We start from the raw sequence: 25388 nt of genomic DNA, 5'->3' as shown, positions 1-25388 counted from the left end.
TGAATTAAGTTTAAAATATGCATTATACCTACCCATATATATGATTAAATGCATATAATAATACCAAAGTATTTTAAGGAAGGAGCTTTTAATGATTTATTTCAGTTATCCCAAAAGTTATTTTCCTCATAAAGCCATAGAAATAAAAAGTAAAGTCGACACTATATTTCAAAATGATATTAGTAAATTAGAGCAACCGGAAAAAGATTATTCCAGGGTCACTGAAAAAGCTGAGCTAGAAGAACAAAAAATTTCGCCAGAAGAATTTAAACTTCTTTATCCCTATGTGAATAATCTAACTGAAGATACAAAACAGAAAGTAAATAGTGCTATAAGCGATACAGAGGTGAATCTCTTTAAGAACAATGTACTTATAACATCTCCCATTGATTTTAAAACCATAATAAGTGGTTATAGTGTTCCATTAAATCAAAAGGGACTGCTCAGCGTTTTATTTGAACTATATTACTATACTGGTGGAGCACATGGCAATACTGTATATGACTCACTTTCAATAGATTTAAATAGTGGTGAAATATATAAACTTAATGACCTGTTTAATCCAAAGCTTAATTACATCCCTCAGTTAAATGAAATCTCTATAAGAAAGGCGAAAGAAGGTGGTGTCCCCCTACTTACTGAATATAAAGGCTTAACAGAGGATCAAAAATTTTATCTAACTCCAACCTTCTTAGTGCTATATTATCAGCTGTATGAGTATACTCCTTACGCTTATGGAAGATTTGAAGTAAAAATACCTTATACAGAAATTCAAAGTCTCATATATCCTCTTAGTCCAATTCAAAAACTTCTTTAGTTTAACTAGTAACCCTGTTCTAAGCGGGGTTATTTTTTATTCCATAATTTACTTGTAACCTTTACAATATTTTTTTCGATAATCAAAGTAAATATATTTTAAGGAGGTAAAGCAATGAAGCGCAAACCATATTTTTACTCACTTCTCTTAGCTCTAGCTTTTATAGTTTTCAGCACAAACATAGTAATGGCTAAGCCTAGAATTACAAGCAAAGTTTCATCCGCTCCCACAGGCCTAACAGCTTCCGGAATAACCACTTCCGAAACTACTCTTAGTTGGACAGCAGTATCAGGGGCTACAGGCTATAAAATATTTAGGGCAACTCCTAATGATTCAAATTATGTTCAAGTAGCTACAGTATCAACCAATTCATTTAAAAATACTGGGCTTTCTGCTGCTACAACTTATTGGTACTTTGTAAGAGCATACAATTCTTATGGTACCTCAGCTGATTCAACCCATATAAAAGCTGCTACTTCCTCTGTGATTGTACAAGCACCTACAAAATTAGTTTTAGGTTATGCAGTATATTATTATTCTGGTGATAGTTCGTCCTATAACTCAATGGTGAATAATTCAACATTGATAAATGAAATAGCAACTGACACCTATACAACAGACGGACTTGGCAATATTACTGGACTTGTACCTACTAGTCAACTCTCCTATGCCAATAGTAACAACATAAAAAGTTTAGCTATGCTAACAAATAACTTTGATGGAAGTATAGCTAAAACACTATTAGAAAGTCCAACAAATAGACAGAACTTAATAGCTAATATTACAGCTGCTCTAAAGACAAATGGCTACAAAGGTGTAAATGTAGATCTAGAAGGTGTTTATTATTATGATCGAAGCTACTATTCTACTTTCATCAGCGAACTATATAATGCATTAAAACCACAAGGCTTTATGGTTACAGCTGCTGTTCCAGCTAAAACCTATGACAGTACTACAGATGGATGGAGTGGAGCTTTTGACTATGCAAAAATCGCAAGTTATGCAGATCAGCTTGTGCTTATGACCTACGATGAGCACTATCCAGGCGGAGCTCCTGGACCTATAGCTTCAATTGGCTGGGTTCAAAATGTTATTAATTATGCTGTAACTGTAGTACCTAAAGAAAAAATACTACTTGGTACGGCAGCTTATGGATACGATTGGTCTTCAAATGGCACAAAAGCTTACAGTATTTCTCAGTGTAATAATTTAGCAGCAACCTATGGTGTACAAATACAATGGGATCCTGTTTCTCAATGCCCATACTTTAGCTATACAGATAACTCAAGTATTCAGCACACCGTTTGGTTTGAAAATGGTACAAGCCTTGCGTATAAACTAGACTTAGTTAATAATTCAAATTTATCTGGTATAGCAATTTGGAGATTAGGTCTTGAGGATTCAAATTATTGGGCAACTATAAAAACTAAATTTAATAAGTAGAGAAAAAATTATATATAGTTTTTATCATACTATTTCCTTTAATAATGAAAGGTAGATTTTAAAAAATCTGCCTTTTTCCTTTTGTAATTAAATAGTAGCAAAGTTTATGCTGAGGAATATACTGTTATTGTGTAAGCAACAATCAAGGAGGATTAATACACAAATGGCTAAAATCAGCAAACCTAATTATGAAATGAACGACATGAATTGCGATGGCATGGGTCAATGTATACCACAAGAACTAGTTATTAGAAATGTACGTCTTGCAGCTGCTTATGTTCCCTATCAAAAAATGTGTACTATCTTTTCCCCTATTGAAGGACTAAAAAAAGGAACAATTTTCCCTGAACTATATAGTCCATATGAAAAGAAAGATAAAAAGCACAAAGTATTAAGAGAAGAAGAGTAGGAGGTGCTTTATAGTAATGGATAGTAATAAATTTGAACTCTTAGAACAAATAACAGCACTGGATTTTATGATTGAGGACCTCCATCTATATCTAGATACTCATCCAACCGATCGTAATGCTCTTGCTAAACACAATTCTGCAGTTATGCAATGCAAAATGTTAAAAGAAAAATATGAAAAGCATTATGGTCCATTAGTTGAGGGCTCCTGCAGTGCTTATCCTTTTCAATGGATAAATGAACCTTGGCCTTGGGAATATGAAGCCAATTTTAGAATTCGCTAGGAGGAGTAGTAGTATATGTGGTTATATGAAAAAAAACTGGAATATCCAGTAAAAATTAAAAACCCAAATCCTAAGATGGCAAAAGTAATAATTACTCAATATGGAGGACCTGACGGAGAGCTAGCAGCTTCACTAAGATATTTAAGTCAAAGATTCTCTATGGTTACCCCACAAGCTATTGCAACATTAAATGATATAGGTACAGAAGAACTAGCACATCTTGAAATAGTTGGAGCTATAGTACATCAACTAGTTCAAGGAGCTAGTGTAGAAGAAATTGAAGCTGCTGGAATGGGCGGTTTCTATGCTGATCACGATAAAGCAATATATCCAGTTAATGGCGACGGAGTTCCATTTAGTGCTGCTTATATTCAATCAAAAGGTAATCCAATTGTAGATCTTACTGAAGATTTAGCAGCTGAGCAAAAGGCTAGAGCTACCTATGAATACTTAATTAATATGGCAGATGACCCTGATGTTATTGAACCATTAAAATTCCTTAGAGAAAGAGAAGTAGTACACTATCAAAGATTTGGTGAAGCTTTAAGACTAGTTCAGGATTATCTCCAAGATCCGCGTTTATATATTATGCCAAAACCTGATTATTTAAAGAAGTAACATTTTAAGTTATTTTAGAAAAAAGAAAATGGTATACACAGTATTTATATGCTATGTATACCATCTTTATTATTTTAAATTTAATTTTGCTAACGCTTCTGCTAATGCTGAATTCATTGGAGCTTCATTTTCTTGTTTCATTTTCTTCATATAATTTTGAACATCTTTTTTATTTGATTTGCTCTCATTATCTTTAAATCTCTTGCTAAAAGATGAAGCCTTTTCTCTAAAGTTGCAGTTAGTATTCAGGCATACATAAATTTGTCCTTCTCCATGTCCTCTAAGCTCTAACTTCTTATGACATTCAGGACAACGAGCATTGGTAAGTCTGCCTAAATTCTCTCTGTGACCACATTCTCTATCTTGACATACAAGCATCCTTCCGTTTTTACCCTTTACTTCAAGCATATATTTTCCGCACTCAGGGCACTTGTTTCCTGATAGATTGTCATGCTTGAATTTATCTGTACTTCCCTTAACCTCTTGAACTAGCTCAGCAGCATACTTTCTCATTTCTTCAGTAAATACTCTTGGATCCTTTTTACCTTTGCTGATTTGCTCTAATTCAAGCTCCCATTTAGCTGTCATTAAAGGTGATTTTAATTCTTCTGGAACTAACTCAATAAGTTGCTTACCTTTTCCTGTTGGAACAATTTCTTTACCGTTCTTTTCTATATAAAACATGTTAAATAGTTTTTCAATAATATCTGCTCTTGTGGCAACTGTTCCTATACCACCAGTTTCACCAAGAGTTTTAGCTGAGAGCTTATCTACAGCTACATATTTATGAGGTTTTTCCATAGCCGAAAGAAGAGTACCTTCATTAAATCTTGCAGGTGCTTTTGTTTTAAGCTTTTTACTTTCAACAGAAGCTACACTCAATTTTTCACCCTTTTTAATCTGAGGTAATACCTGATTATCCTTTTCATCTTCATCCTCAGCTAAATCATCTTCTCTGTCATATACCTTTTTCCATCCCTTAGACTTAATTACGTTTCCTTTAGCCACAAAGCTTTCGCCATTTATATCTACAGTGATGGTAGTTTGTAAGTATTCATAAGGTGGCAGCATAACAGACAAGAATCTTTTAACTACTAAATCATAAATATGTCTTTCTTCACTGCTCAAAAGAGCTATATTTCCTCTTTCCTCAGTTGGAATGATAGCATGGTGATCACTTACTTTGCTATCATCAACAAAGCTTTTATTGGCATGTATCTTACCATTTAATATTTCTGTTGCACAAGCTCTATAGCTGCCTATAGAAATTGCCTTTAATCGTTCTGGTAAAGTTGCAACAATATCACTAGAAATATATCTTGAATCTGTTCTAGGATAAGTTAATACCTTATAGTTTTCGTATAATCTTTGCATTATAGATAGTGTTTGCTTAGCTGAATATCCAAAAATTCTATTAGCGTCTCTCTGTAACTCTGTTAAATCATAAAGAGCTGGAGCATATTGCTTTTTAGCACTTTCAGTAACATCAACTACATTAGCTTCTTTTCCCTTAACAGCAGCAAGAATTTTATTAACTTTATCTTCCTCAAAAATGCTGCTATTATTATTTTTATCTCTCCATTGAAGAGTAAATCCCTTAGCCTTTGCATTTATTACATAATAGTCTTTTGGCTTAAAATTTCTTATCTCTTCTTCACGATTAACTATCATTGCCAAGGTTGCGGACTGTACACGTCCAGCAGTTAACTGAGCATTATGCTTACAAGTTAAAGCTCTCGTAATATTTAAGCCCACCACCCAATCAGCTTCTGATCTACAAGCTGCAGCTTTATATAAATTATCGTATTGAGCTGCAGGCTTTAAATTTCTAAAACCTTCAAGTATAGCTTTATCTGTTTGAGAAGATATCCAAAGCCTTTTCATTGGCTTATTAACTCTAGCCTTCTCTAGTATCCAGCGAGCCACAAGTTCTCCCTCACGACCAGCATCTGTAGCTATTACAATCTCTGTAACATCTTTCCTATTTAATTGCTCTTTAACTATGTTAAACTGTTTGCCGCTTTGCTTTATAACAACAAGTTTTAGCGGCTTTGGAAGCATAGGTAAATCCTCCATCTTCCAGCTTTTATATTTATCATCATAAATTTCTGGATCAGCAAGTGTAACCAAATGCCCTAAAGCCCAAGTTACAATATATTTTTCCCCTTCTAAATATCCATTTGCTTTTTTATTACATTTTAAAACTCTGCCTAATTCCCTTCCTACTGAAGGTTTTTCAGCAAGCACTAATGCCTTGCCCATAATTAAGTCAATCTCCTCTCAACCGTTAATTTTACTTCTGCTAGTTACTTTGACTATTTATAATAGGCAAAATATATATAGTTATTAAGAAGTACACTGATATTAAGTATAAGAAAATATAATAAAAAAAGCAATGTCTGTCAGTTTATTTGAAGCAATCTAGATGAAAATCTAAGTTTATTCAACTTTCCCTAACATAAAACTTATCAAAAGAATTATAAATACTAAAGAGGTTATTTTTACGTACAGGTAGTCACCTTCTTTTATAAATACCAATATTGACACACCAACTCTAAAAACTGGCGTAAGTATAAGCACAATGAGTCCTGTTAAAATTATTGCATAGGACTTAAGGCCAATAAAACCTATTAGTATTTCTTTTATTGTCGTAGGAAAATAATTAATTGGATATCCACTGTTGCCGGTAACTAAAAACTTAACTAATCCAATACCTACTATTGCTGCGCTTAAAAATACCCCTGCTCTAAGGAACTTGCTTATTATAATCTCCATTTCTCCTATTTTACTTTTTTCAGCCATTTTAAAACCTCCTATAATGCACAAATTACTGCAATATGCCTTTAACAATCATTTGAATAGAAACATATGCAAGCACAGGTATGAATATCATTCTTATAGTTTTACTTTTTAAGTTTTGCATGATTTTTGTTCCTATAGCAGCACCTATGAGAACTCCTAATGCAACTGGAGCTGCTATTTTAGGATCAATATCCCCTCTTAAAAGATATACCCCTGCACTGGCAGCTGCAGTTACACCTATCATAAAGTTACTTGTTGCACTTGATACCTTTAGCGGAAGCTTCATAAAAAGATCCATTGCCATTACCTTAAAAATTCCACTTCCTATTCCTAAAAGACCTGAAATAACGCCTGCTCCATACATCATTCCGAAGCCTCCATATACACCAGCTACATTATAAGTTATCTTTTTATCTAAGACTTTATCATAATACTCACCATTTAATTTTAATTTCTCAGCTAAAGGGTGAGCCTCTACATCCTGAGGAAGTTCTTGTCCTTTCTTTTTTAACATAGCTATAGCTGAGTATAATAGTAGAACACCAAAAATAACATATAAATATTTTGAATCAATTAACCCGCTAATAAATGCACCAGTAATAGCTCCTATAGTAGTTGCTATTTCAAGAAACATTCCAATTCTTATATTGGTTATCTTATCTCTCACATAGGCTACCGCAGCACCACTGGAAGTTGCAATTACTGAAACAATACTAGCTCCAATGGCATATTTTATATCTATACCAAATAATAATGTTAATGCTGGTGTAATTATTATTCCACCTCCTAGACCAAGAATTGATCCGAATACTCCGGCTATAATGGCTACAAGTAGTATTTCTATTGCAAGTAAAACCATTTAATTGTCCTCCTTCTTATATAAAGCTATATTTTTAATATAATGTTACAAATTATTATGCATACATATTATCAAATAATTCTACTATTTTATTTTATACTTTGATAATATATAAGTAAAATAATATTATATTATAATATATATAATGCTTTCATTATGAACGGAGTGATTATATGACAATAAAGCACTTAAGAATTTTTGTAACTGTATGTAATTTGGGCAGCATAACTGCTGCAGCAAATAAATTATACTTGGCACAGCCATCTGTTAGCCTTGCAATTCGTGAGCTTGAGGAACATTATGGTATAAAACTATTCGATAGAATTTCCAAAAAACTTTATATAACAGAACCTGGAAAAAAGCTTTTGAATTATGCCTCTCATATCATATCGCTTTTTGATGAAATGGAAAAAGAAATAAAAAATTGGGATTCAAGCGGTCTATTAAGAATAGGTTCAAGCATAACTATTGGTAATTACTTATTACCTAAATTTGTTCAGGATTTTCAAAAGCATTATCCTAATATTAAAGTTCAAGTTACAATAGATACTTCTGAAAAAATAGAACGCATGGTTATATCAAATATCATAGATTTTGCTTTCGTTGAAGGTATAGTACATAGTACCCTTATTCAATATGAAAAATTAATGGATGATGATCTTGTATTAATTTGCGGTACAGAGCATCCATTGAACTATTACAATGAAGTTGATATTGAAATGCTTAAGGAGTATGAATTTATCCTGCGTGAAAAAGGAAGTGGAGTAAGAGAATTTTTTGATAGCATAATGCTGCTTCATGGTATAGAAATTAATCCAATTTGGGAAAGTGTAAGTACGCAGGCAGTTATTAAAGCGGTGAGTGTGGGTTTAGGTATCTCTGTACTTCCTTATCACTTAGTCGAAAGAGACTTAAAAGCCGGAAGTATAAAGCAAATTAAAATAAAGAATGTATCTCTAACCCGTCAGTTTAATATTATTTATCATAAAAACAAGTATCTTACAAATTCTATGAAAGAGTTTATTAACCTTTGTAAAATATAGAATATATATTAGCTTTTTTAGCAGTGATTTATAAAAACATTTAACCACCTTATAAACCTCTTAAAGTAATTTTCAGAATATAATAGGATGCTATTACTTCCAATGGAATAAATTAATAAAATCAACACAAAATAAGATTGGAGGTGTAGTATTATGGAAATAACTTTATCACAAAAAGAGAGAATGCTATTAGAGGATCAAAAAAGCCACGAACAGATTTGTATAGAAAAATATACAAATTATGCAAATGCAGCAAAAGACAATCAATTAAAACAAATATTTAATGCAAATGGGCAAGCTGAGAGAACCCACCTTGATAGCATTAATCAATTGTTAAACGGACAAATTCCTCAAATGAACCAACAGCAAAATCAAAATTCAGGGCAATCTATGGGAAATCAAAGCTCCTCTAACACTATGAATAATACTCAAGCAAGCGGTGTTAATTTATCTGATGCTGACATGTGCTCTGATTTATTAATGACAGAAAAATATGTTTCAGGTGCCTATGATACTGCAATTTTTGAATTTAGGGACACCGGAGCCCGTGATGTATTAAATCATATACAAAAGGAAGAGCAAAAACATGGAGAAGCAATATTTAAGTATATGGAAAGCAAAGGAATGTATAACGTTAAATAAACTCATTGATTATTTAACCACCTATCCCCAGAAGTAAAGTAGAAACAATCGGTTTTCTTAGTAAAATATTATTTACCAAATAAAAAAAGGCATTACTGCCTTTTTTTTATTTGTGCCTATTTCGGATTACTCCATTACATTAGTACAAGAACTTGCTTAAAACTTTATTTAAATCATTTATTGCACTTTCATCATTTTTTTCTACAGCATCTTGTATACAGGTATTTATGTGGTTTTGCAGAATCATTTTAGCAGCACTATCTAGTGCCGAACGTGCTGCTGATATTTGAATTAGCACCTCTCCACATTCCCTTTTTTCCTCTGTCATTCGTTTGATTGCTTGAAGCTGCCCTATAATTCTTGATAATCTATTTGTTATCTGTTTAGTTGTATCTTCATTATTTTTTTCCACTAATTTGTCATCTCCTTTTTACAGTTCCTCTAAAGTAATAAAATATTAATGCTGCTATCCATATTACAAAGCCAGAAATACTCACTAGCTGAGCTATCCTTATATTTCCAAGCATAAGACTGTCAGTTCTCAATCCTTCTATAAAAAACCTTCCAATTGAGTATAAACCTATATATGTGAAAAACACTATTCCTGTGTTTTTACTTCTTTTTAAAAGATTGATTAAAATGAAGAACACTATAATGTTCCAAATAGATTCATATAAAAATGTTGGCTGATAATAAACCCCTTCTATATACATACCTTTCTGAATGAAGCCTGGAAAATGCTTTATAAATTCATAGCTTACTGGTCCACCGTGCGCCTCTTGATTAAAGAAGTTTCCCCATCTTCCCATGGCTTGAGCCAGTATGATTGATGGCACGGCAACATCACCTAATTTAAAAAAACTTATTCTCTTTTTTCTTAAATATAAAAAGGCAGCTAAAACACCTGCAATTAAGCCACCGTGAATTGCTAAACCGCCTTGCCTAATATTTAGAATCTGACTTATATTATTCCTATAATAATCAAATTCAAATATTACATAATATAGTCTTGCACCTATAATACCTAGTGGTAATGCTATTAATATAGTGTTTATAAAGGTATCATAGTCAAGATCCCTATACTTACAAGAGTATTGAGCTATAAGTATTCCTATTATCATACCACTTGCAATTAATATTCCATACCATCTTATATCTAGTCCAAATAAAGAAAATGCTACTGGGTTCACTTTATCACTCCTTGCTGAAATTTAATATTTACATTATAACCGAATAATCAAAAAACAACTATATCTATATAATGATTAGAAGTATTATATTTGAATAACAATTTACAACAATAATTAAATATGCTTATTAAGTTTTTCCATATCGTTAAATGGTGCATTTTGCAAAGCAAGGTCAAATAGGAACGGATACTCTTTTTGAGTATATTCCATATAAATAAGCCACTTCTCTAAAAGATTTTTATATACCCTCTGAGCATCTTCTCTTATGTGAATCATGTCAGCTTCACTGTACTCACCCCTACTTCTTCTAAAGCTTATTTCATAATACAAATGGGAAATTGATTGAATTAAGTCTGTAAAAGTATCGTGCTCAGTTAAATATGGATTTTCTAAAAATTTAATAAATGTATCTTTGTTTGAATTTAAAAGTTCATAAAGGCTGTTTATATCTTCAGATTTTAATTCTAGGATAACGTTGTGTTTTTCAATTTCATTTCTAATATTTTTAGTATCTTTTATAAGTAAATCATTGAATTCCCATCTTAAGCATCCCAATTCACAGCACTTTTTCTCACTTGGTTCTAATTTACATAAGAGCTCGTTTCCAACCTCCTCAAAGAATACTTGAATTAAAATATTTATCTTCTGCTGCTTTTTAATTTTATCTCTATTTTCAAGTAAACTGCCTATTATTACAACTGTTACTAACGCTTCAATTGGAATAAATGCAATATATTGTGCTAAGAATTCAGCTATATGAACAATATCTTTAAAAATAATGTAGTTTAGTAAATATAATATAAAGGAAATACTCAATAAGGTAGCTGAAAGTTTTATAGTTGCTTTATCTTTTTTCATTGTATATCCTCCCTTAATTTAGATAACATAATTATAACTTTTAAACACATACCCCATACAGGTATATTATAACATTAAGAATTTCTCTGTCAATAAGATCATGGCATAATACTGGTTGCCTCTATTATTAAAACATTTAAATCCAATAAACTTATATTTACTATTGATTATATACCCCATAGTGGTATAATTATTTTAAAATTAAACTTTATTAATATTCAACCAAGCTATCATTCAAAATTATTAATTTATGTGTAAAGGAGAGTGCAAATAATATGAAAAACATAACAATATTCACAAGCAGCACTTGACCGCATTGTCATACTGCGAAGGTGTACCTTCAAGAAAAGGGATATGTATTTACAGAAAGAAACATTAATACAGATGTTTCTGCTAGAGAAGAACTTATTCGAAGAGGAATAAGGGGTGTACCAACATTTATTATAGGCGAAGATGTAGTTGTTGGCTTAGATACCTCAAAAATTGAAAGCCTTATAGACTATAATGTAGTTAACTGTCCAAACTGTCCTACAAGACTTAGAGTTCCGAAAGGAAAGGGTAATATAACTGTTACTTGTCCTAAATGTGAAACCAGCTTTAAAATGGCAACTTAACGATAATAAGGCTGCAGTATATTACAAATTATACTGCAGCCTTATAAAATGTTAGCATATAAATCAATATATCTATACGTTCAGATTTAATATATTAACAGGAAGATGTTATTCCACCTCTAACTTCAGAACAATGTTTTATACATCGGTTCATTATACCATGCTGCTTCATTTTTAACTGGTGCATTTCTTCAACTTTTATGTTATAATAACGCAGTATGTGTCAAAATTAAGATAAAGGAAGGTATTAAATTGATTACAGTAACTAATATAGGTTTAAGATATGGTGAAAGAAAACTATTCGAAGATGTAAACATAAAGTTTACTCCTGGCAACTGCTATGGTGTTATAGGAGCTAATGGAGCTGGGAAGAGTACATTTTTAAAAATATTATCTGGTGAAATTGAAGCCAATACTGGCGATGTAAGCATAGCACCAGGTGTTAGAATGTCTGTACTAAAACAAGACCACTATCAATATGATGAGTATGAAGTTTTAGAAACAGTTATTATGGGTAATGAAAGATTATATCAAATTATGAAAGAAAAGGATGCACTATACGCAAAAGCTGATTTTACTGATGAAGATGGAATAAAGGCATCTGAGCTTGAAGGCGAATTTGCGGAGCTTAATGGTTGGGAAGCTGAAGCTGAAGCTTCATCACTACTTCAGGGGTTAGGTATAGGTACAGATCTTCATTATAAAAAAGTATCTGAGCTTTCTGGTTCAGAAAAAGTTAAAGTTCTTTTAGCACAAGCTCTTTTTGGCAATCCAGGGGTACTTATTTTGGACGAGCCTACAAACCATCTTGATATCAAGTCAATAAACTGGCTTGAAGAGTTCTTAATAAACTTTGATGGAACTGTTATAGTTGTATCCCACGACAGACATTTCTTGAACAAGGTATGTACTCATATGGCCGACGTTGACTTTGGTAAAATTAAGCTTTATGTAGGAAACTACGACTTTTGGTATGAATCCAGCCAGCTTGCTCTTCAAATGGCTAAGGATCAAAACAAGAAGAAAGAAGAAAAAATTAAAGATCTTCAAGAATTTATTGCTAGATTTAGTGCTAATGCATCAAAATCAAAGCAGGCTACTTCCCGTAAGAAGTTACTTGAAAAGATCTCTCTAGATGATATCCAACCATCCAGCAGAAGATATCCATTTGTAGGCTTTAAACCAGAAAGAGAAGTAGGTAATGATATTCTTACTGTAGATAGATTATCTAAGTCAATTGAAGGTGAAAAGGTATTAGATAATATAAGCTTTACTATTTCAAAAGGTGATAAAATTGCCTTCGTTGGTGATAATGAAATAGCAACTTCTACATTATTTAAGATACTAGCTGGAGAACTAGAACCCGATAGCGGAGAATATAAATGGGGAATTACTATTACTAAAGCATTTTTCCCTAAGGATAACTCGGAGTACTTCAATGATGTAGATTTAAATCTTGTAGATTGGCTAAGACAATTTTCAGAAGAAAAATCTGAAAGCTATTTAAGAGGCTTCCTTGGAAGAATGCTATTCTCAGGAGATGAAGCTTTAAAAGACGCTAAGGTTTTATCTGGAGGAGAAAGAGTTAGATGTATGCTTTCAAGAATGATGCTTAGCAGTGCAAATGCTCTTATACTAGACCAGCCAACTAACCATTTAGATCTTGAATCAATTACTGCACTTAATAATGGCCTTATGGACTACAGCAGCGTTATTTTATTTGCTTCCCATGACCATCAATTTGTGCAAACAATAGCAAATAGAATTATTGAAATCACTCCTGATGGAATCATAGACAAGAGAATGAGCTATGATGAATATCTAGAATTTAAAAACTTACAATAAATAGATTGAGCCTGCGAGTATTTACACCTGCAGGCTTTTCATTATTGGGGGATTCAAATTTTATTTTCTAAGCATATTATATAAGTGTAAAAATTATTTAGGAGCTTATAAATGGCAGCTGTTAATAAGAATTTTTTAGACAAAAGTATGTCTTACTTCAGATGAGATTGCTCTCCTGCAAGTTTTGTGGAAAAAGCTAAATCCCCTAATTCCTATTATCCACCAAAATTTGTTCCACCCAGTGGTGTTCCTTCTAAATACAAAGCAAAGGCATTAGGCTTTACTAAAACACCTGGCAAAAATGAAATTGAACCTGAAACTGTTCTTCCATGCCTATTTAAGTTAACCTATCTTTGGTTTAATAATTCTTTTTCATTATGGTCAAAACCAGTGGCTTTATACGAAAGTTCTATACTGTGCTGGATTTGGAATGGCAATACTTGGCTTTTATATAATATTCCACTTTATCAATTGGAATGTTTTATATGCTTTTAGAACTGTTATTAATTAACAAAACACATCTTTCTATTTTATGCTTAAGCCTCTTTCTTCACCTTAAATATAAAAAAGTAGAGATAGTAAATGCTATTAATTTACTGTCTCTACTTTTATTATTCTTCACCATTAATAATTCTTTTTATATTCTCTTTATGCCTTAATATAATAAGCACTGCAGATACTAAGGATCCTATTATTATTGGGAGTGATATTTTCATAATAATACAAGATAGAGAAATAATTAAAGCAATAATAATGGATCTTTTTGAAACTACCTTTGTAAAAAATCTTAGAATTAAAAACGCAGCCATGCCAATAACAACAGGAATCGGTGCTAACAGTAAAAATGCTCCCACTGTAGTGCTGACCCCTTTACCAGCTCCCTGCTTAATAAAGGGCATAAAATCATGTCCTAGTATAGTCATAATTGCTGCTGCTGTTATAATTGAATCTCTTACTAGCGAATTAGCTATATCTTTTGTAAGCAGCATAGCTACTAACACAGGAATTACACCTTTTAAAATGTCAGATAACACTGTGGTACAAAAGAGTATATTCCCATGAAGCCAATTTTCTGATGCCCTTTTTGCGTTAGTTGCACCTATATTCCCACTTCCAATTTTTCTTAAATCTTTTCCCGTAGTAAGTTTTACAAGTACATAAGCAGATGGAATTGCTCCCATAAAAAAAGAAAATAGACAAATAAATAATACCTTCAAATAGAACAAAGTTGTTGCCTCCTTGTATTGCTATAAATCTTTACTCTTTCTGCAATTAAAGCGTATTTACTAAATTATTATTCCATAAATTAAATTATCCTGCAAGATTTATTTGAGGTATTTGTTATAAGTCAATTTAATTATTTCAAAATAAATGCCATCTTAAATTATACAATCTAAAATGGCATTTATAATTTCTATGCTACACTTTTATCTACACTTTTGGCTGCAACAATATTAACACCAGTATTCAGTACATTCTCAATAATTATGCCTCCTACACTAACTGGTGCAGTGGCATTTACATTTTTAAGAAGCTTTATAATTTCTAATATCATACCCTTTGGAATATCATTTTCAGTTTTAACTGGAAGCATTTCTTCGGTACCACCAATAACTTTTACAGTAGTTGTTACTATTCTGGTTGGATTAGTACATTCTTTAACACCATAAATTTCACCTTTTTTACAAGTATTGCCTGAAACCTTAATATTATCTTCATCTTCTATTGTTACTTCCAAACTACATCCAAGTGGACATCCAATACATATAAGTTCCTTCTTTGTCATATATTATTCCTCCTCCACTGTTATAGTTATGCTATTGCAATTTTCGTATTTGCCAAATACAGCCTTAGTGAGTTTTACAACTTCCATTTCACCAGGACTTAAGATTTTCTTTTTTATATGAAATACTCTTTCGCCATCAAAATATACGGATACAAATTTATTGCTATATACATTTCTTACTCTAAATTTGAATTCTATATAATCTTCTATTCTACTAAAATTAACTCTGCCTGGCACCACGTAACTAATACCATTGCCATTCTTAACCTCTATGCCTTTTTCTTTAGTACACAACCCATTAACGAACCTAGCTGCATTTTCTCCTGCAGTATAGCTTTCTAAGGTAACATAGTCCACTAAATCATGAACATGAAGTACATTACCGCAGGCAAATACACCATCAATATTTGTCTGCATGCTATCGTCAACTACAGGTCCACTTGTAACAGGATTTAGCTCAACTCCCATGCTCTTTGAAAGTTCATTTTCTGGTATAAGGCCAACAGATAGAAGCAGTGTATCGCATTCTATAAATTCTTCAGTACCTTTTATAGGATTTCTATTTTCATCTACTTCAGCAATTGTTACTCCTTCTACTCTATCCTTGCCTTTGATATTTGTTACAGTGTGGCTTAGTTTTAGTGGAATGTTATAGTCCTGAAGACATTGTACAATGTTTCTCTTAAGGCCACCGGAATATGGCATTAACTCAACAACAGCCTTAACCTTGCAGCCTTCAAGAGTCATTCTTCTTGCCATTATAAGACCTATATCTCCTGAACCTAGAATAACTACTTCTCTGCCAGGTAAGTATCCTTTTACATTTACAAGCTTCTGAGCTGTACCAGCTGAAAATACGCCAGCGCATCTGCTGCCTGGTATATTAATAGCTCCTCTTGGTCTTTCTCTACAGCCCATAGATAGAATAACTGCCTTAGCCTTTATTTCGATAACCCCATCTTCTTGATTTACAGCTGTTATCACTTTATCTTTACTTATATTTAAAACCATAGTATTTAATTTATACGATATATCAAGATTTATTAGCTTTTCTATAAATTTATGTGCATACTCTGGACCTGTTAGTTCTTCCTTAAAAGTATGAAGTCCAAAACCATTATGAATGCATTGATTTAAAATTCCGCCAAGTTGATGTTCTCTTTCGATAACAAGTATGCTATCTATTCCCTTTTCCTTTGCTGCAATAGCTGCTGCAAGACCAGCAGGACCTCCGCCTATAACTACAATATCAAATTCCTTCATATATATCCCCCCATTAAATGCTATCTTTATTGGTTCCAACTAGTATTTTTGAGTCTCCGCCATACTTAGTAACTTCAGTAAGTGGAATATTAAGTTCATTAGCTAATATCTCCATTATTCTAGTAGAGCAGAAACCTGATTGACATCTTCCCATACCTGCCCTAGTTCTCCTTTTTACACCGTCCAAATCCCTTGCACCTAAAGGTCCATTTATTGCATCGATTATTTCTCCCTCAGTTACAGTTTCACATCTGCATACTATTTTGCCATATTCGGGTCTTTGCTTTATGAGTTCATTTCTCTCTTCATTGTCAAGCTCTCTAAACTTTGGAATTCCCCTTCTTATAGGATTAAATTTATGATTTTCCTTTGGCTGAAACTTGCTTACAACTATATCTCTTACCATCTCAGCAATAGCAGGTGCACTAGATAATCCTGGCGATTCAATTCCCGCTGCATTAATAAAGTTTTCTGCATCCTTAGCTTCACCTATAATAAAATCATCTAAAGATGAATGTGCTCTATTCCCGGAGAAGGACGTAATAATTTTATTCATAGGGAGACTTCCTATACTCTTTTTAGCTTTACTCAAGACCTCGTTTAAGCCCTCTCTTGAAGTAGTTACATCAGCCTTATTTTCTATATCAACAGCATTAGGACCAACAAGTAAATTTCCATCTACAGTTGGAGTTACTAGTACTCCTTTACCCATAGCAGTTGGAAGTTGGAATATTGTCCTTGAAGTAATACTTCCTGCTTCTTTATCAAATAGGCAGTATTCTCCTTTTCTTGCTGTTATGTTGATACTGCTGTTGCTGACCATATTATTAATGTTATCCGCAAATACTCCAGCTGCATTGATAATAATTTTAGTTTGGAGATTTCCTTTATTAGTTTTAACTATATATCCATCTTCACTTTTTTCTATACTTATAACTTCAGTATTAAACTTAAATTCAGCTCCATTTTCACAAGCGTTTTCAGCCAAAGCTACGGTCATTTCATATGGGCATACTATGCCGCTACTTGGTGCGTATAGTGCAGCAACAGCTTCGTCGCTTATATTGTGTTCAAGCGCTTTTATTTCATCATTATTCAATATTTTTAAACCTGGAACACCGTTTTTCTCTCCTTGGGTTTTTAAAGCTTCCAGTTTGTATATATCCTCTTCATTAAAGCAAAGGACCAATGCACCTATTCTTTTAAATGGAAAATCAATCTCTTTAGATAGCTTGTCAAACATGGAATTTCCCTTAGCGTTAAGCTTTCCCTTCAAGCTATCTGGAATGGCATCAAATCCGGCATGAACTATAGCACTATTAGCCTTAGTTGTACCGCAAGCTACATCTAAATCCTTTTCAACAACACCAATTTTCATATCGTATCTAGATAACTCTCTGGCAATAGAACATCCAATAACACCTGCTCCAATTATTAAAACATCATACATACCATTACCCCCTGTTTTCCTAAGCAGTAATCATAGTACTTAGCTATGATATCCGCAATTATTTTGCAAATCCACCATTGATTACAATAAAAAAGTACAAAAAAAGGGCCATTATTATAGGGTTTACCTAAAATAATGGCTCTCTTATCTTTGCCAATTTCATTATATCATGTTGTTTACCACATTACAATGTTAAAAATATATATTTATATATTTTATTTTACCCATCCAGAAGCTCTATTGACTGCCTCGTGCCATCCAATTAATAGCTCATTTCTTTTCTCTTCTCCAATTTCCGGAGCAAAGATTCTAGAAATGGACCAATTTCTAGCTATTTCCTCTCTATCCTTCCAGTAGCCTACTGCAAGACCAGCTAGATATGCTGCACCAAGTGCTGTAGTTTCAATTACTTCAGGCCTGTCAACTTTAACTCCGAGCACATCAGATTGAAATTGCATAAGAAAATTATTAGCACATGCTCCTCCATCTACCTTTAAAGATACCAGATTAATATTAGAATCTTCTTCCATAGCTTTTAGAACATCATATGCTTGATAAGCTAGTGATTCTAGTACAGCTCTAATAAAATGTTCCTTCTTGGCACCTCGAGTAAGACCAACAATTGTGCCCCTTGCATATGGATCCCAATAAGGTGCTCCTAGTCCAACAAAAGCAGGTACCATATAAACCCCATTTGTATCTTCAACTGCATTAGCATATTCTTCTGTATCCGCTGCACTTTTAATCATTCTAAGTTCATCCCTTAACCACTGAATTGCTGCTCCAGCAACAAATACACTTCCTTCTAAAGCATACTCTACCTTGCCATCAATTCCCCATGCAATAGTTGTAAGTAGTCCATGTTTCGAATCAATAGCCTTCTTTCCTGTATTCATAAGCATAAAGCATCCTGTTCCATAGGTGCTTTTAGCTGTTCCTTCCCTAAAACACATTTGTCCAAATAAGGCTGCCTGCTGATCACCTGCGGCTCCTGCTATAGGAATTTCTCCCCCTAGTAGATTAGCATCAGTATATCCATATATATAGCTTGATGGTTTAACCTCTGGAAGCATGCTAATAGGAATATTAAGTTCCTCTAATATTTCCTTATCCCATTTTAATTCATGGATATTAAAAAGCATAGTTCTCGAAGCATTGGAATAATCTGTTACATGTACCTTTCCATTTGTCAGTTTCCAGATTAACCAAGTATCAATATTTCCAAAAAGTAAATTTCCCTTTTCAGCTTCTTCTCTAGCACCAGGTACATTATCAAGAATCCACTGTATTTTAGTAGCTGAAAAATATGCATCTAAAATAAGTCCTGTCTTCTTTCTTATAGTGCTTTCAAATCCCTTTGCCTTCAATTCGTCACACTTTTCTGCAGTTCTTCTACATTGCCATACAATAGCATTATGAATTGGCATTCCTGTTCTCTTATCCCATACTACTGTAGTTTCTCTTTGATTAGTTATTCCAATTGCTGCTATATCATTAGCACCCAAATTTAATTTAGCCATGGCTTCATAAGCCACACTGATTTGAGTAGACCATATTTCCATTGCATCATGCTCTACCCATCCCGCCTTAGGGTAAATTTGAGTAAACTCCTTTTGAGCACAGCTTTCAATTAAACCTTTTTCATTAAATAATATACATCTTGAACTTGTTGTACCTTGGTCAAGCGCCATTACATACTTTGCCACAATATTACCCCCTTGTTATTTGAAAACGTTTAATTTATTAAAATAAAAAAGTCGTGCAAAATAAAGATAACTCCCTATCTACACGACTCTCATTTCTCTGTCGTAATAAAATAATTATCAAGTGTTAATTTTATATATTCCATAGTTCAGCGGTACTTGTAGAAATAGCAACTGCTCCGCTAGCTAAAGACTCCAAAACATCCTTTTTACTTTCAATAAGCCCTCCTGCTATTACAGGTACATGAACCTTACTTTGAAGCATATTTATTATTTTACTAGCAACACCAGGCATAACTTCTACTGCATCTGGCATCACTTCTTTAATATTTCTTATACCAGAGTCTAATGAAAGAGAATCAATAATAAATACCCTTTGTATAGTTCCAAGTCCAAGCTGCTTTGCGTGTTTAATGTTTGTAACCTTAGTAGTTATTATGCCATAAGGTTCAGCATATCTCTTTATAAATTGCAAACCAGCATAATCACCTTTTAAGCCTTCAATCATATCCATATGTATAAAAACCAATTTGTTAGCATTTCTTAACTTTTCACATATACTTTTTATATTTATTATATCACCATATAATACAAAAACAACTTGTGAATCACTATTAATGCATTTTTTCAAATCATCTTCATTTCTTATAGCTGCTACTACTGGATTTTCTACCAATATTTCTTCTAATTTGTTCATAACTTACCTCTGCAATACATATTTCCATCTGAGTATATTATAGCATATAATTATTATTTTTTTAAATGTATATTTGATTTTATATTATAAAAAAGAGTCAATACATTTATAAAAATGCATTGACTCAATTAATTACTTTTCTTCAACAAGGCTATCAAAACCTATTCCCTTACCCCAAACCGATATTACAGGTACTACATTAACAAATGCATCGGAATCAGTGTCAGATATAAATCTTTTTATAAGCATAGCCTCTCTTGGAGAACATATAGTCTGAAGCTTAAGCCTTGTAGCATTCATATACCCTCCCCTTATTTCACAACTAGTTACACCCCTTACAATTTGGTGCAAAATATACTGTGTAATCTCTTCATGCTTATCACTTATAATCTCAATCTTAACCTTCTTCGAATCAAATCCGAACATTACTAAGTCAATTAATTTCATAGATATAATTTGGGATATAATTGCGTATAGCGCAACATTTAAGTTGTACACAATAGCAGATGTTGCAATAATTGTAGCATCAATACAAAGTAAAATTTCACTTAACCCCACAAAAGTAAATATCTTTTTATGAAGAATTTTAGCAATTGTGTCTGTTCCACCTGATGAAAATCCTCTTTTAAGCATAAGACCTGTTCCTATACCACATACTATTCCGAAATAAACTGAGGAAAGCATCATATCATTTTTTATAAAACTAATATTTAGATTTTCAAATATTATCAGTATTAAAGGAAATAAAACTGATAGAGTTATTATTTTAAACCCTTCTCTTTTTCCCATAGTTATAAAAGCTGTTAACAGCACTAATAAAGATAACACATAATATATATATGTATACTTAATACCTGTAAGCTTTTCAAATATGATAGAAATTCCGGTAATTCCACCTGTTACTAAACCACTAGGCTTTAAAATTGATGAAATTGCAAATGCTACTAATATACATCCAGCTAATACAAAAAAATAGTCCGCTATAATTTTTTTAATATCAATCTTTCTCATGCTATCACCCTCTATTATTAAATTCATCCTATACTAGTATAATAAAAAAAAGGTTAAAGGAATATAGATAAAGGTTAATATTATGTAAATTAATTTATTTATAAAATATCTTAAGATAAACTATTCTATATCTTCTATAACTCTTTCTGGGCCAATCTCTAGTCTTTTTGGGTTTTCAATAAGTCTCTTGAAAAGCTTGAAAGCAGAAGCATAATAGTATCCATCTACAATTCTCTCATCAGAAACCACTTTAACACTTACATATTTTTTGTTAACTAAGTTATTATTTTCATCAAATAGTGCTTGTTTTTGTTTTGCTCCAAAGGCTATAAACACAGAAGTTGTCCCAAATTCATATATGTGATGATAAACTGGCTGAATCCCTAAAGAACCTAAATCAGTAATGAATACACTGGTATGAAAGGGACTAACCTTATTTATTACCTTTGGCATATATCCATAATAATCAAGTTTAGTTAAAAACCATACAATGAACTTTACAACAAATCCAGGGCAAAGCATTATTAGTTTTGCAGTTTTATCAGTTTCATTGCTATTTTGCTCTTTTTTATTCTCCTCTATAGCCTTATTTACTTTTTCCACTACTGTTTGTAAAGTGTCATAGGGGCTAAAATTAAGTTTGATGGTAGTCTCCACACCATCCTCCGTTAATTCCTTTTTTAATGCAAGTGAAATTAAAATTTCATTTCTTGCAAAGATTTTTTGTCCTGCCACAAATCTATTTATTCTGGGTTTTTGTGATATTGTTCTTACCATGGCTGCTATTATTATGTGAAGAAATTTAATATCCCTTATACCAAGTTTTCTCTTTTCCTTTAAGAACTCATCAATATTGTCAAAATAAATTTTGTCATCAAAATAAGTTTGAGAATCCACCCTGCTTTTCATAATGTAAGGTATTATTTTGCCAAACGGGTCAATTGTTCTTAAAAGTCGTCCATCATATCTGTCCCCAAAACGTTTTCTTCTGTTTTCCATAAATACCCCCCTTTAATATTGTTAAACTATTTAAGCACTATATCTCTAAGCCTGCTTTGAAAAAGCTTAACATCCCCATTAAAAATAATAACATTGATATTCATTTCTTCCGCACGTTCCATTACAAGCTCCTGTCTCAGCGGCTCTCTAGAAGCTACAAGTATTTTCTTTACATCTTCTCCCCCAAGCTTTTCAGAATATACTTGAAGTTCGTTTAACTCTTCTACATCATATTTTTCAGTATCCTTACAGGAAATACACATAAGTGTAGAATCAACTGCTGCTACTACGTCGACTTCATTCCTCACATGTTTCAGGTCTCTATCCCATTCAAAAAGTACCCCACTTTTTATATCGTCCACTTCTTCAATATTATCTACTAATTTATATGTTAGCGCCTCAAGCCAAATTCCTGAAGTTAAAATAAATCGTTTTATACCTATATCTCTAAAACCGAAATCTACTCTTTCAGAAAAAAATGTACACTTTATTATAAATCCCCTAATATTCATACCTCCAATAAAATCCTTAAGCTCACTACTATTAGCTTTATTTATATGCCTTAGATCTAAGGAGACCTTCAATGGTTCATCTTTATCTATTGAAACAATGTCTTTATCTCTTAATATGTCCTTTACAATTTTCCATTGTTCAAAATTATTCATAACGTAATTTAATAGTTCTACACATTCATCACTATGATAGTAGTCAGTGGAATGTTCCACTATTGCAGCTCCAGATGTTGATATAATTTCATCAACCTTAAGCTCTGTAAATGGTTCTCTTTGAAGCTCTATACTCTTTCCTTGAATTTTATAAAATCCCTTTCCTTTAAGGTCAACAACTACAGATACAATATTTTTTTCTATAGCCACTTTATATGCAATAATACTGCTAATTTTGCTTCCTCCAGAAAGATTAATTATGGTATCTTTATCAGCATATTCCTTAATTATATCTTCTAGCTTTTGCGGGTTACCTGCACTGATTACCCTATCTATTATCTCAGTTCCTGGCAGCTGCTTTTGTATAACTTTTTTAACTTCCATAAATATATTTTTATTCTGTTGCGATTTATATCTTATAAAAACTATGGTTTTAGGATTGTATTTCAATGCTGCTATTATATTATGATCATTGTATTTACTTAGTAAATTGATTAATGTTCTGCATCTCATAAAATGACTCCTGTCAAAATCTTTATTTAGCTAAAACTAGCAATATGAAAATCATTAATTTCAATAATATTGTTATTCTAATAATATATCATACCCCCATATAAAAGGAAGAATTAAATTTAATAATTACTTTACTAAAAAGTAGATAAATTTTACGTTTGCATTAAAATACATATACATACTAAACATCATATTTCACGATATAGATAAGTAAATAAAATAAAATTACATTATATAATTTTATTGGACTTTTTCCACACATTGTCATAGAATATAAGTATTAAAGGTAATTTATTTTTTTTACTTTAATGCATAAAATATCATTTTTATACATATATAATTATTAATAGAACATGGGGCAGCTAGTTATTATTAGGAGGTTTTTATGTTACAAATAAAAGCTAAATCAAAGGCTTTTGTAGTAAGAACTCCATTAAGCTCGGCAAAAGCACCTGTGCTTAAGACTAAATCTTATTTACCATTAAAAAGTAAAGTTAAAATCCAGCCAATTACAAAAAACGAGACAATTACTTCTACTAAATCATTAATACCAAGTTCATTGCCGCCAAAAGAATTCACAAAAACAAAAATTTTTGAAATACTTGTAGGCGCTGTTGTCAGTATCACTGTATCAACATTTTCTAATCTACAGTCACTTATGAATTTTTATGATAAATATGTTGATAGGACAAGCAGTGCTGTAACTGTTGCTGATTGCTCAAGTCAGCCTGATAACATTATCATTCCCAAACCAAAAGAACAAACTTTAAATTTTGACACTTCAGACCCATCTAATTGGGTTGGCTATGGTTGTACCAACGATTATACTAGAGTACTAGAAGTGCAAAAATCCCTAAATCATCAAATGAATGCTGGATTAGTTTGTGATGGAAAGTTTGGTCTTGGAACCTATAAAGCCATTGTTAAATTCCAAGAAAATATCAATGGTCTATCCAAAGATGGTGTTGTTGGACCGAATACTTGGTATTGGCTACTAAAGGATAATGGTAATATCTAAATATCATTACTAGCTGCCCTGTGATAGTGTCTGTTTTATGAGACACTATTTTTTTTATACAGTTAATTTCCTAATAAAAGCACATATGATATAATTATCTCCAATGGATACTTATGTTTCCACAATATACTTTATCTACAAATAACCTAATTTTAGGGGGGATTAGCATTAATAATTTATTATTGATAGAAGATAACTTGGAAATAGCTGAATTAGTAGAACACCACTTGAATAGCGAAGGTTTGCATGTGCTAACAGCAAATGATGGCGAAGAGGCCTTAAACTTATTTTTTAAAAACAAATTTGATTTAATTCTATTGGATCTTATGCTTCCAAAATTACCTGGTAAAGAAGTGCTGCGAAAAATAAGGGAACATAGTTCAATACCAATATTAATAATTTCTGCAAAAGATTCCGAATTTGATAAAATCTTAGGACTAGAACTTGGAGCGGATGACTATATTACTAAGCCATTTTCTCTATTAGAACTCACTGCAAGAGTACAAGCAGCTCTAAGAAGAGTAAATTATTATACTATAAATGAAGATTCAAAATCTGATTTTATTACTTTAGGCCCTTTCACATTAAATTTTGATACTTATCAATTATTTAAAGATGATGAGCCTATTAATTTAACTGCTAAAGAGTTTGAAATTTTAAAATTATTTTTTGAAAATCCTAAAAAAGTATTTACTAAAGCTCAAATTTTCTCTAGAGTTTGGGAAGATGATTTTATTAAGGATGAAAATACAGTTATGGTTCATATAAGAAGATTAAGAGAAAAAATAGAAAATGATCCCTCTGACCCAAAATATATAAAAACAATTTGGGGAATAGGCTATAAGTTAGGAGACATATAG

General features: G+C 32.1%; 26 protein-coding genes and 1 pseudogene. 12 read left to right on the top strand and 15 right to left on the bottom strand.

Annotated elements, in window-relative coordinates; genetic code table 11:
* Nucleotides 1-91: 91 nt before the first annotated feature.
* The 5 genes from bsdE14_RS17730 to bsdE14_RS17710 all read left to right on the top strand — a co-directional run bounded on the left by bsdE14_RS17730 (nucleotide 92) and on the right by bsdE14_RS17710 (nucleotide 3570).
* Nucleotides 92-817, top strand: a complete 726-nt coding sequence (locus bsdE14_RS17730) for a DUF3298 and DUF4163 domain-containing protein (RefSeq protein ID WP_264851335.1) — start codon at nucleotides 92-94, stop codon at nucleotides 815-817.
* A gap of 114 nt (nucleotides 818-931) precedes the next feature.
* A complete protein-coding gene (locus bsdE14_RS17725) occupies nucleotides 932-2260 on the top strand; it encodes a glycosyl hydrolase family 18 protein (RefSeq protein ID WP_264851334.1) in 1329 nt (442 codons plus the stop codon).
* A 163-nt stretch (nucleotides 2261-2423) separates the two neighbouring features.
* Entirely contained in the window at nucleotides 2424-2669 is a 246-nt protein-coding gene (locus bsdE14_RS17720) for a spore coat associated protein CotJA (RefSeq protein ID WP_264851333.1), read from the top strand.
* A gap of 16 nt (nucleotides 2670-2685) precedes the next feature.
* Nucleotides 2686-2952: a spore coat protein CotJB gene (locus bsdE14_RS17715; RefSeq protein WP_264851332.1), complete on the top strand. Its 267-nt coding sequence runs from the start codon at nucleotides 2686-2688 to the stop codon at nucleotides 2950-2952.
* 15 nt (nucleotides 2953-2967) lie between these two features.
* On the top strand, nucleotides 2968-3570 hold the full coding sequence (locus tag bsdE14_RS17710; RefSeq protein ID WP_264851331.1) for a manganese catalase family protein: 603 nt from the start codon (nucleotides 2968-2970) through the stop codon (nucleotides 3568-3570).
* A 69-nt stretch (nucleotides 3571-3639) separates the two neighbouring features.
* On the opposite strand, the gene bsdE14_RS17705 is transcribed toward bsdE14_RS17710, so the two are convergent.
* The 3 genes from bsdE14_RS17705 to bsdE14_RS17695 all read right to left on the bottom strand — a co-directional run bounded on the left by bsdE14_RS17705 (nucleotide 3640) and on the right by bsdE14_RS17695 (nucleotide 7231).
* Complete coding sequence (locus bsdE14_RS17705) at nucleotides 3640-5832, bottom strand: DNA topoisomerase III (RefSeq protein ID WP_264851330.1); 2193 nt, start codon at nucleotides 5830-5832, stop codon at nucleotides 3640-3642.
* A 177-nt stretch (nucleotides 5833-6009) separates the two neighbouring features.
* Nucleotides 6010-6372: a DUF1634 domain-containing protein gene (locus bsdE14_RS17700; RefSeq protein ID WP_264851329.1), complete on the bottom strand. Its 363-nt coding sequence runs from the start codon at nucleotides 6370-6372 to the stop codon at nucleotides 6010-6012.
* A 25-nt stretch (nucleotides 6373-6397) separates the two neighbouring features.
* The gene (locus bsdE14_RS17695) at nucleotides 6398-7231 is read right to left on the bottom strand and encodes a sulfite exporter TauE/SafE family protein (RefSeq protein WP_264851328.1); all 834 of its coding nucleotides are present in this window, start codon (nucleotides 7229-7231) and stop codon (nucleotides 6398-6400) included.
* A 173-nt stretch (nucleotides 7232-7404) separates the two neighbouring features.
* Between bsdE14_RS17695 and bsdE14_RS17690 the strand changes: the two genes are divergently transcribed.
* Nucleotides 7405-8274, top strand: a complete 870-nt coding sequence (locus bsdE14_RS17690; RefSeq protein ID WP_264851327.1) for a LysR family transcriptional regulator — start codon at nucleotides 7405-7407, stop codon at nucleotides 8272-8274.
* 153 nt (nucleotides 8275-8427) lie between these two features.
* Nucleotides 8428-8916 carry a spore coat protein gene (locus tag bsdE14_RS17685; RefSeq protein ID WP_264851326.1) on the top strand — a complete coding sequence of 163 codons (489 nt, stop codon included), beginning with the start codon at nucleotides 8428-8430 and terminating at the stop codon, nucleotides 8914-8916.
* A 139-nt stretch (nucleotides 8917-9055) separates the two neighbouring features.
* Here the strand turns inward: bsdE14_RS17685 and bsdE14_RS17680 are convergent, their stop codons facing one another.
* The 3 genes from bsdE14_RS17680 to bsdE14_RS17670 form a co-directional block, all read right to left on the bottom strand.
* Nucleotides 9056-9328 (bottom strand): metal-sensing transcriptional repressor, encoded by a 273-nt coding sequence (locus tag bsdE14_RS17680; RefSeq protein ID WP_264851325.1) that lies wholly within the window; start codon nucleotides 9326-9328, stop codon nucleotides 9056-9058.
* A gap of 7 nt (nucleotides 9329-9335) precedes the next feature.
* Nucleotides 9336-10106: a prolipoprotein diacylglyceryl transferase gene (gene lgt, locus bsdE14_RS17675; protein ID WP_264851324.1), complete on the bottom strand. Its 771-nt coding sequence runs from the start codon at nucleotides 10104-10106 to the stop codon at nucleotides 9336-9338.
* Nucleotides 10107-10220: 114 nt separating this feature from the next.
* Complete coding sequence (locus bsdE14_RS17670) at nucleotides 10221-10964, bottom strand: MJ1433 family protein (protein WP_264851323.1); 744 nt, start codon at nucleotides 10962-10964, stop codon at nucleotides 10221-10223.
* A gap of 323 nt (nucleotides 10965-11287) precedes the next feature.
* On the opposite strand from bsdE14_RS17670, the pseudogene bsdE14_RS17665 reads away from it, so the two are divergent.
* The 3 genes and pseudogenes from bsdE14_RS17665 to bsdE14_RS17655 all read left to right on the top strand — a co-directional run.
* Nucleotides 11288-11578, top strand: a pseudogene (locus bsdE14_RS17665) (glutaredoxin family protein); the annotation flags it as partial.
* A gap of 252 nt (nucleotides 11579-11830) precedes the next feature.
* Nucleotides 11831-13423 (top strand): ABC-F family ATP-binding cassette domain-containing protein, encoded by a 1593-nt coding sequence (locus bsdE14_RS17660; RefSeq protein ID WP_264851322.1) that lies wholly within the window; start codon nucleotides 11831-11833, stop codon nucleotides 13421-13423.
* A gap of 186 nt (nucleotides 13424-13609) precedes the next feature.
* On the top strand, nucleotides 13610-13918 hold the full coding sequence (locus bsdE14_RS17655; protein WP_264851321.1) for a hypothetical protein: 309 nt from the start codon (nucleotides 13610-13612) through the stop codon (nucleotides 13916-13918).
* A gap of 116 nt (nucleotides 13919-14034) precedes the next feature.
* Here the strand turns inward: bsdE14_RS17655 and bsdE14_RS17650 are convergent, their stop codons facing one another.
* From bsdE14_RS17650 to bsdE14_RS17610, 9 genes are all read right to left on the bottom strand, one after another.
* A complete protein-coding gene (locus tag bsdE14_RS17650; protein ID WP_264851320.1) occupies nucleotides 14035-14649 on the bottom strand; it encodes a glycerol-3-phosphate acyltransferase in 615 nt (204 codons plus the stop codon).
* Between the two features lie 188 nt (nucleotides 14650-14837).
* A complete protein-coding gene (locus bsdE14_RS17645) occupies nucleotides 14838-15209 on the bottom strand; it encodes a DUF1667 domain-containing protein (RefSeq protein ID WP_264851319.1) in 372 nt (123 codons plus the stop codon).
* A 3-nt stretch (nucleotides 15210-15212) separates the two neighbouring features.
* On the bottom strand, nucleotides 15213-16472 hold the full coding sequence (locus bsdE14_RS17640; protein WP_264851318.1) for an FAD-dependent oxidoreductase: 1260 nt from the start codon (nucleotides 16470-16472) through the stop codon (nucleotides 15213-15215).
* 13 nt (nucleotides 16473-16485) lie between these two features.
* On the bottom strand, nucleotides 16486-17922 hold the full coding sequence (locus bsdE14_RS17635; protein WP_264851317.1) for an NAD(P)/FAD-dependent oxidoreductase: 1437 nt from the start codon (nucleotides 17920-17922) through the stop codon (nucleotides 16486-16488).
* Nucleotides 17923-18137: 215 nt separating this feature from the next.
* Nucleotides 18138-19628 carry a glycerol kinase GlpK gene (gene glpK / locus bsdE14_RS17630; protein ID WP_264851316.1) on the bottom strand — a complete coding sequence of 497 codons (1491 nt, stop codon included), beginning with the start codon at nucleotides 19626-19628 and terminating at the stop codon, nucleotides 18138-18140.
* Between the two features lie 130 nt (nucleotides 19629-19758).
* The gene (locus tag bsdE14_RS17625; RefSeq protein ID WP_264851315.1) at nucleotides 19759-20322 is read right to left on the bottom strand and encodes a glycerol-3-phosphate responsive antiterminator; all 564 of its coding nucleotides are present in this window, start codon (nucleotides 20320-20322) and stop codon (nucleotides 19759-19761) included.
* Nucleotides 20323-20454: 132 nt separating this feature from the next.
* Nucleotides 20455-21333, bottom strand: a complete 879-nt coding sequence (locus tag bsdE14_RS17620; protein WP_264851314.1) for a YitT family protein — start codon at nucleotides 21331-21333, stop codon at nucleotides 20455-20457.
* Nucleotides 21334-21453: 120 nt separating this feature from the next.
* Nucleotides 21454-22332 (bottom strand): 2-oxo acid dehydrogenase subunit E2, encoded by an 879-nt coding sequence (locus bsdE14_RS17615; protein WP_264851313.1) that lies wholly within the window; start codon nucleotides 22330-22332, stop codon nucleotides 21454-21456.
* Nucleotides 22333-22358: 26 nt separating this feature from the next.
* Nucleotides 22359-23510 (bottom strand): Card1-like endonuclease domain-containing protein, encoded by a 1152-nt coding sequence (locus bsdE14_RS17610; RefSeq protein WP_264851312.1) that lies wholly within the window; start codon nucleotides 23508-23510, stop codon nucleotides 22359-22361.
* Nucleotides 23511-23895: 385 nt separating this feature from the next.
* Between bsdE14_RS17610 and bsdE14_RS17605 the strand changes: the two genes are divergently transcribed.
* On the top strand, nucleotides 23896-24528 hold the full coding sequence (locus bsdE14_RS17605; RefSeq protein ID WP_264851311.1) for a peptidoglycan-binding domain-containing protein: 633 nt from the start codon (nucleotides 23896-23898) through the stop codon (nucleotides 24526-24528).
* 113 nt (nucleotides 24529-24641) lie between these two features.
* Nucleotides 24642-25388: a response regulator transcription factor gene (locus bsdE14_RS17600; RefSeq protein WP_264851310.1), complete on the top strand. Its 747-nt coding sequence runs from the start codon at nucleotides 24642-24644 to the stop codon at nucleotides 25386-25388.

Origin of the sequence: Clostridium omnivorum, assembly GCF_026012015.1 — a bacterium.
In the GTDB taxonomy this organism is placed as follows: domain Bacteria; phylum Bacillota; class Clostridia; order Clostridiales; family Clostridiaceae; genus Clostridium_AX; species Clostridium_AX omnivorum.
Note: the sequence above shows the minus strand (reverse complement) of the source record. Positions and strands in the feature narration are given on the sequence as shown.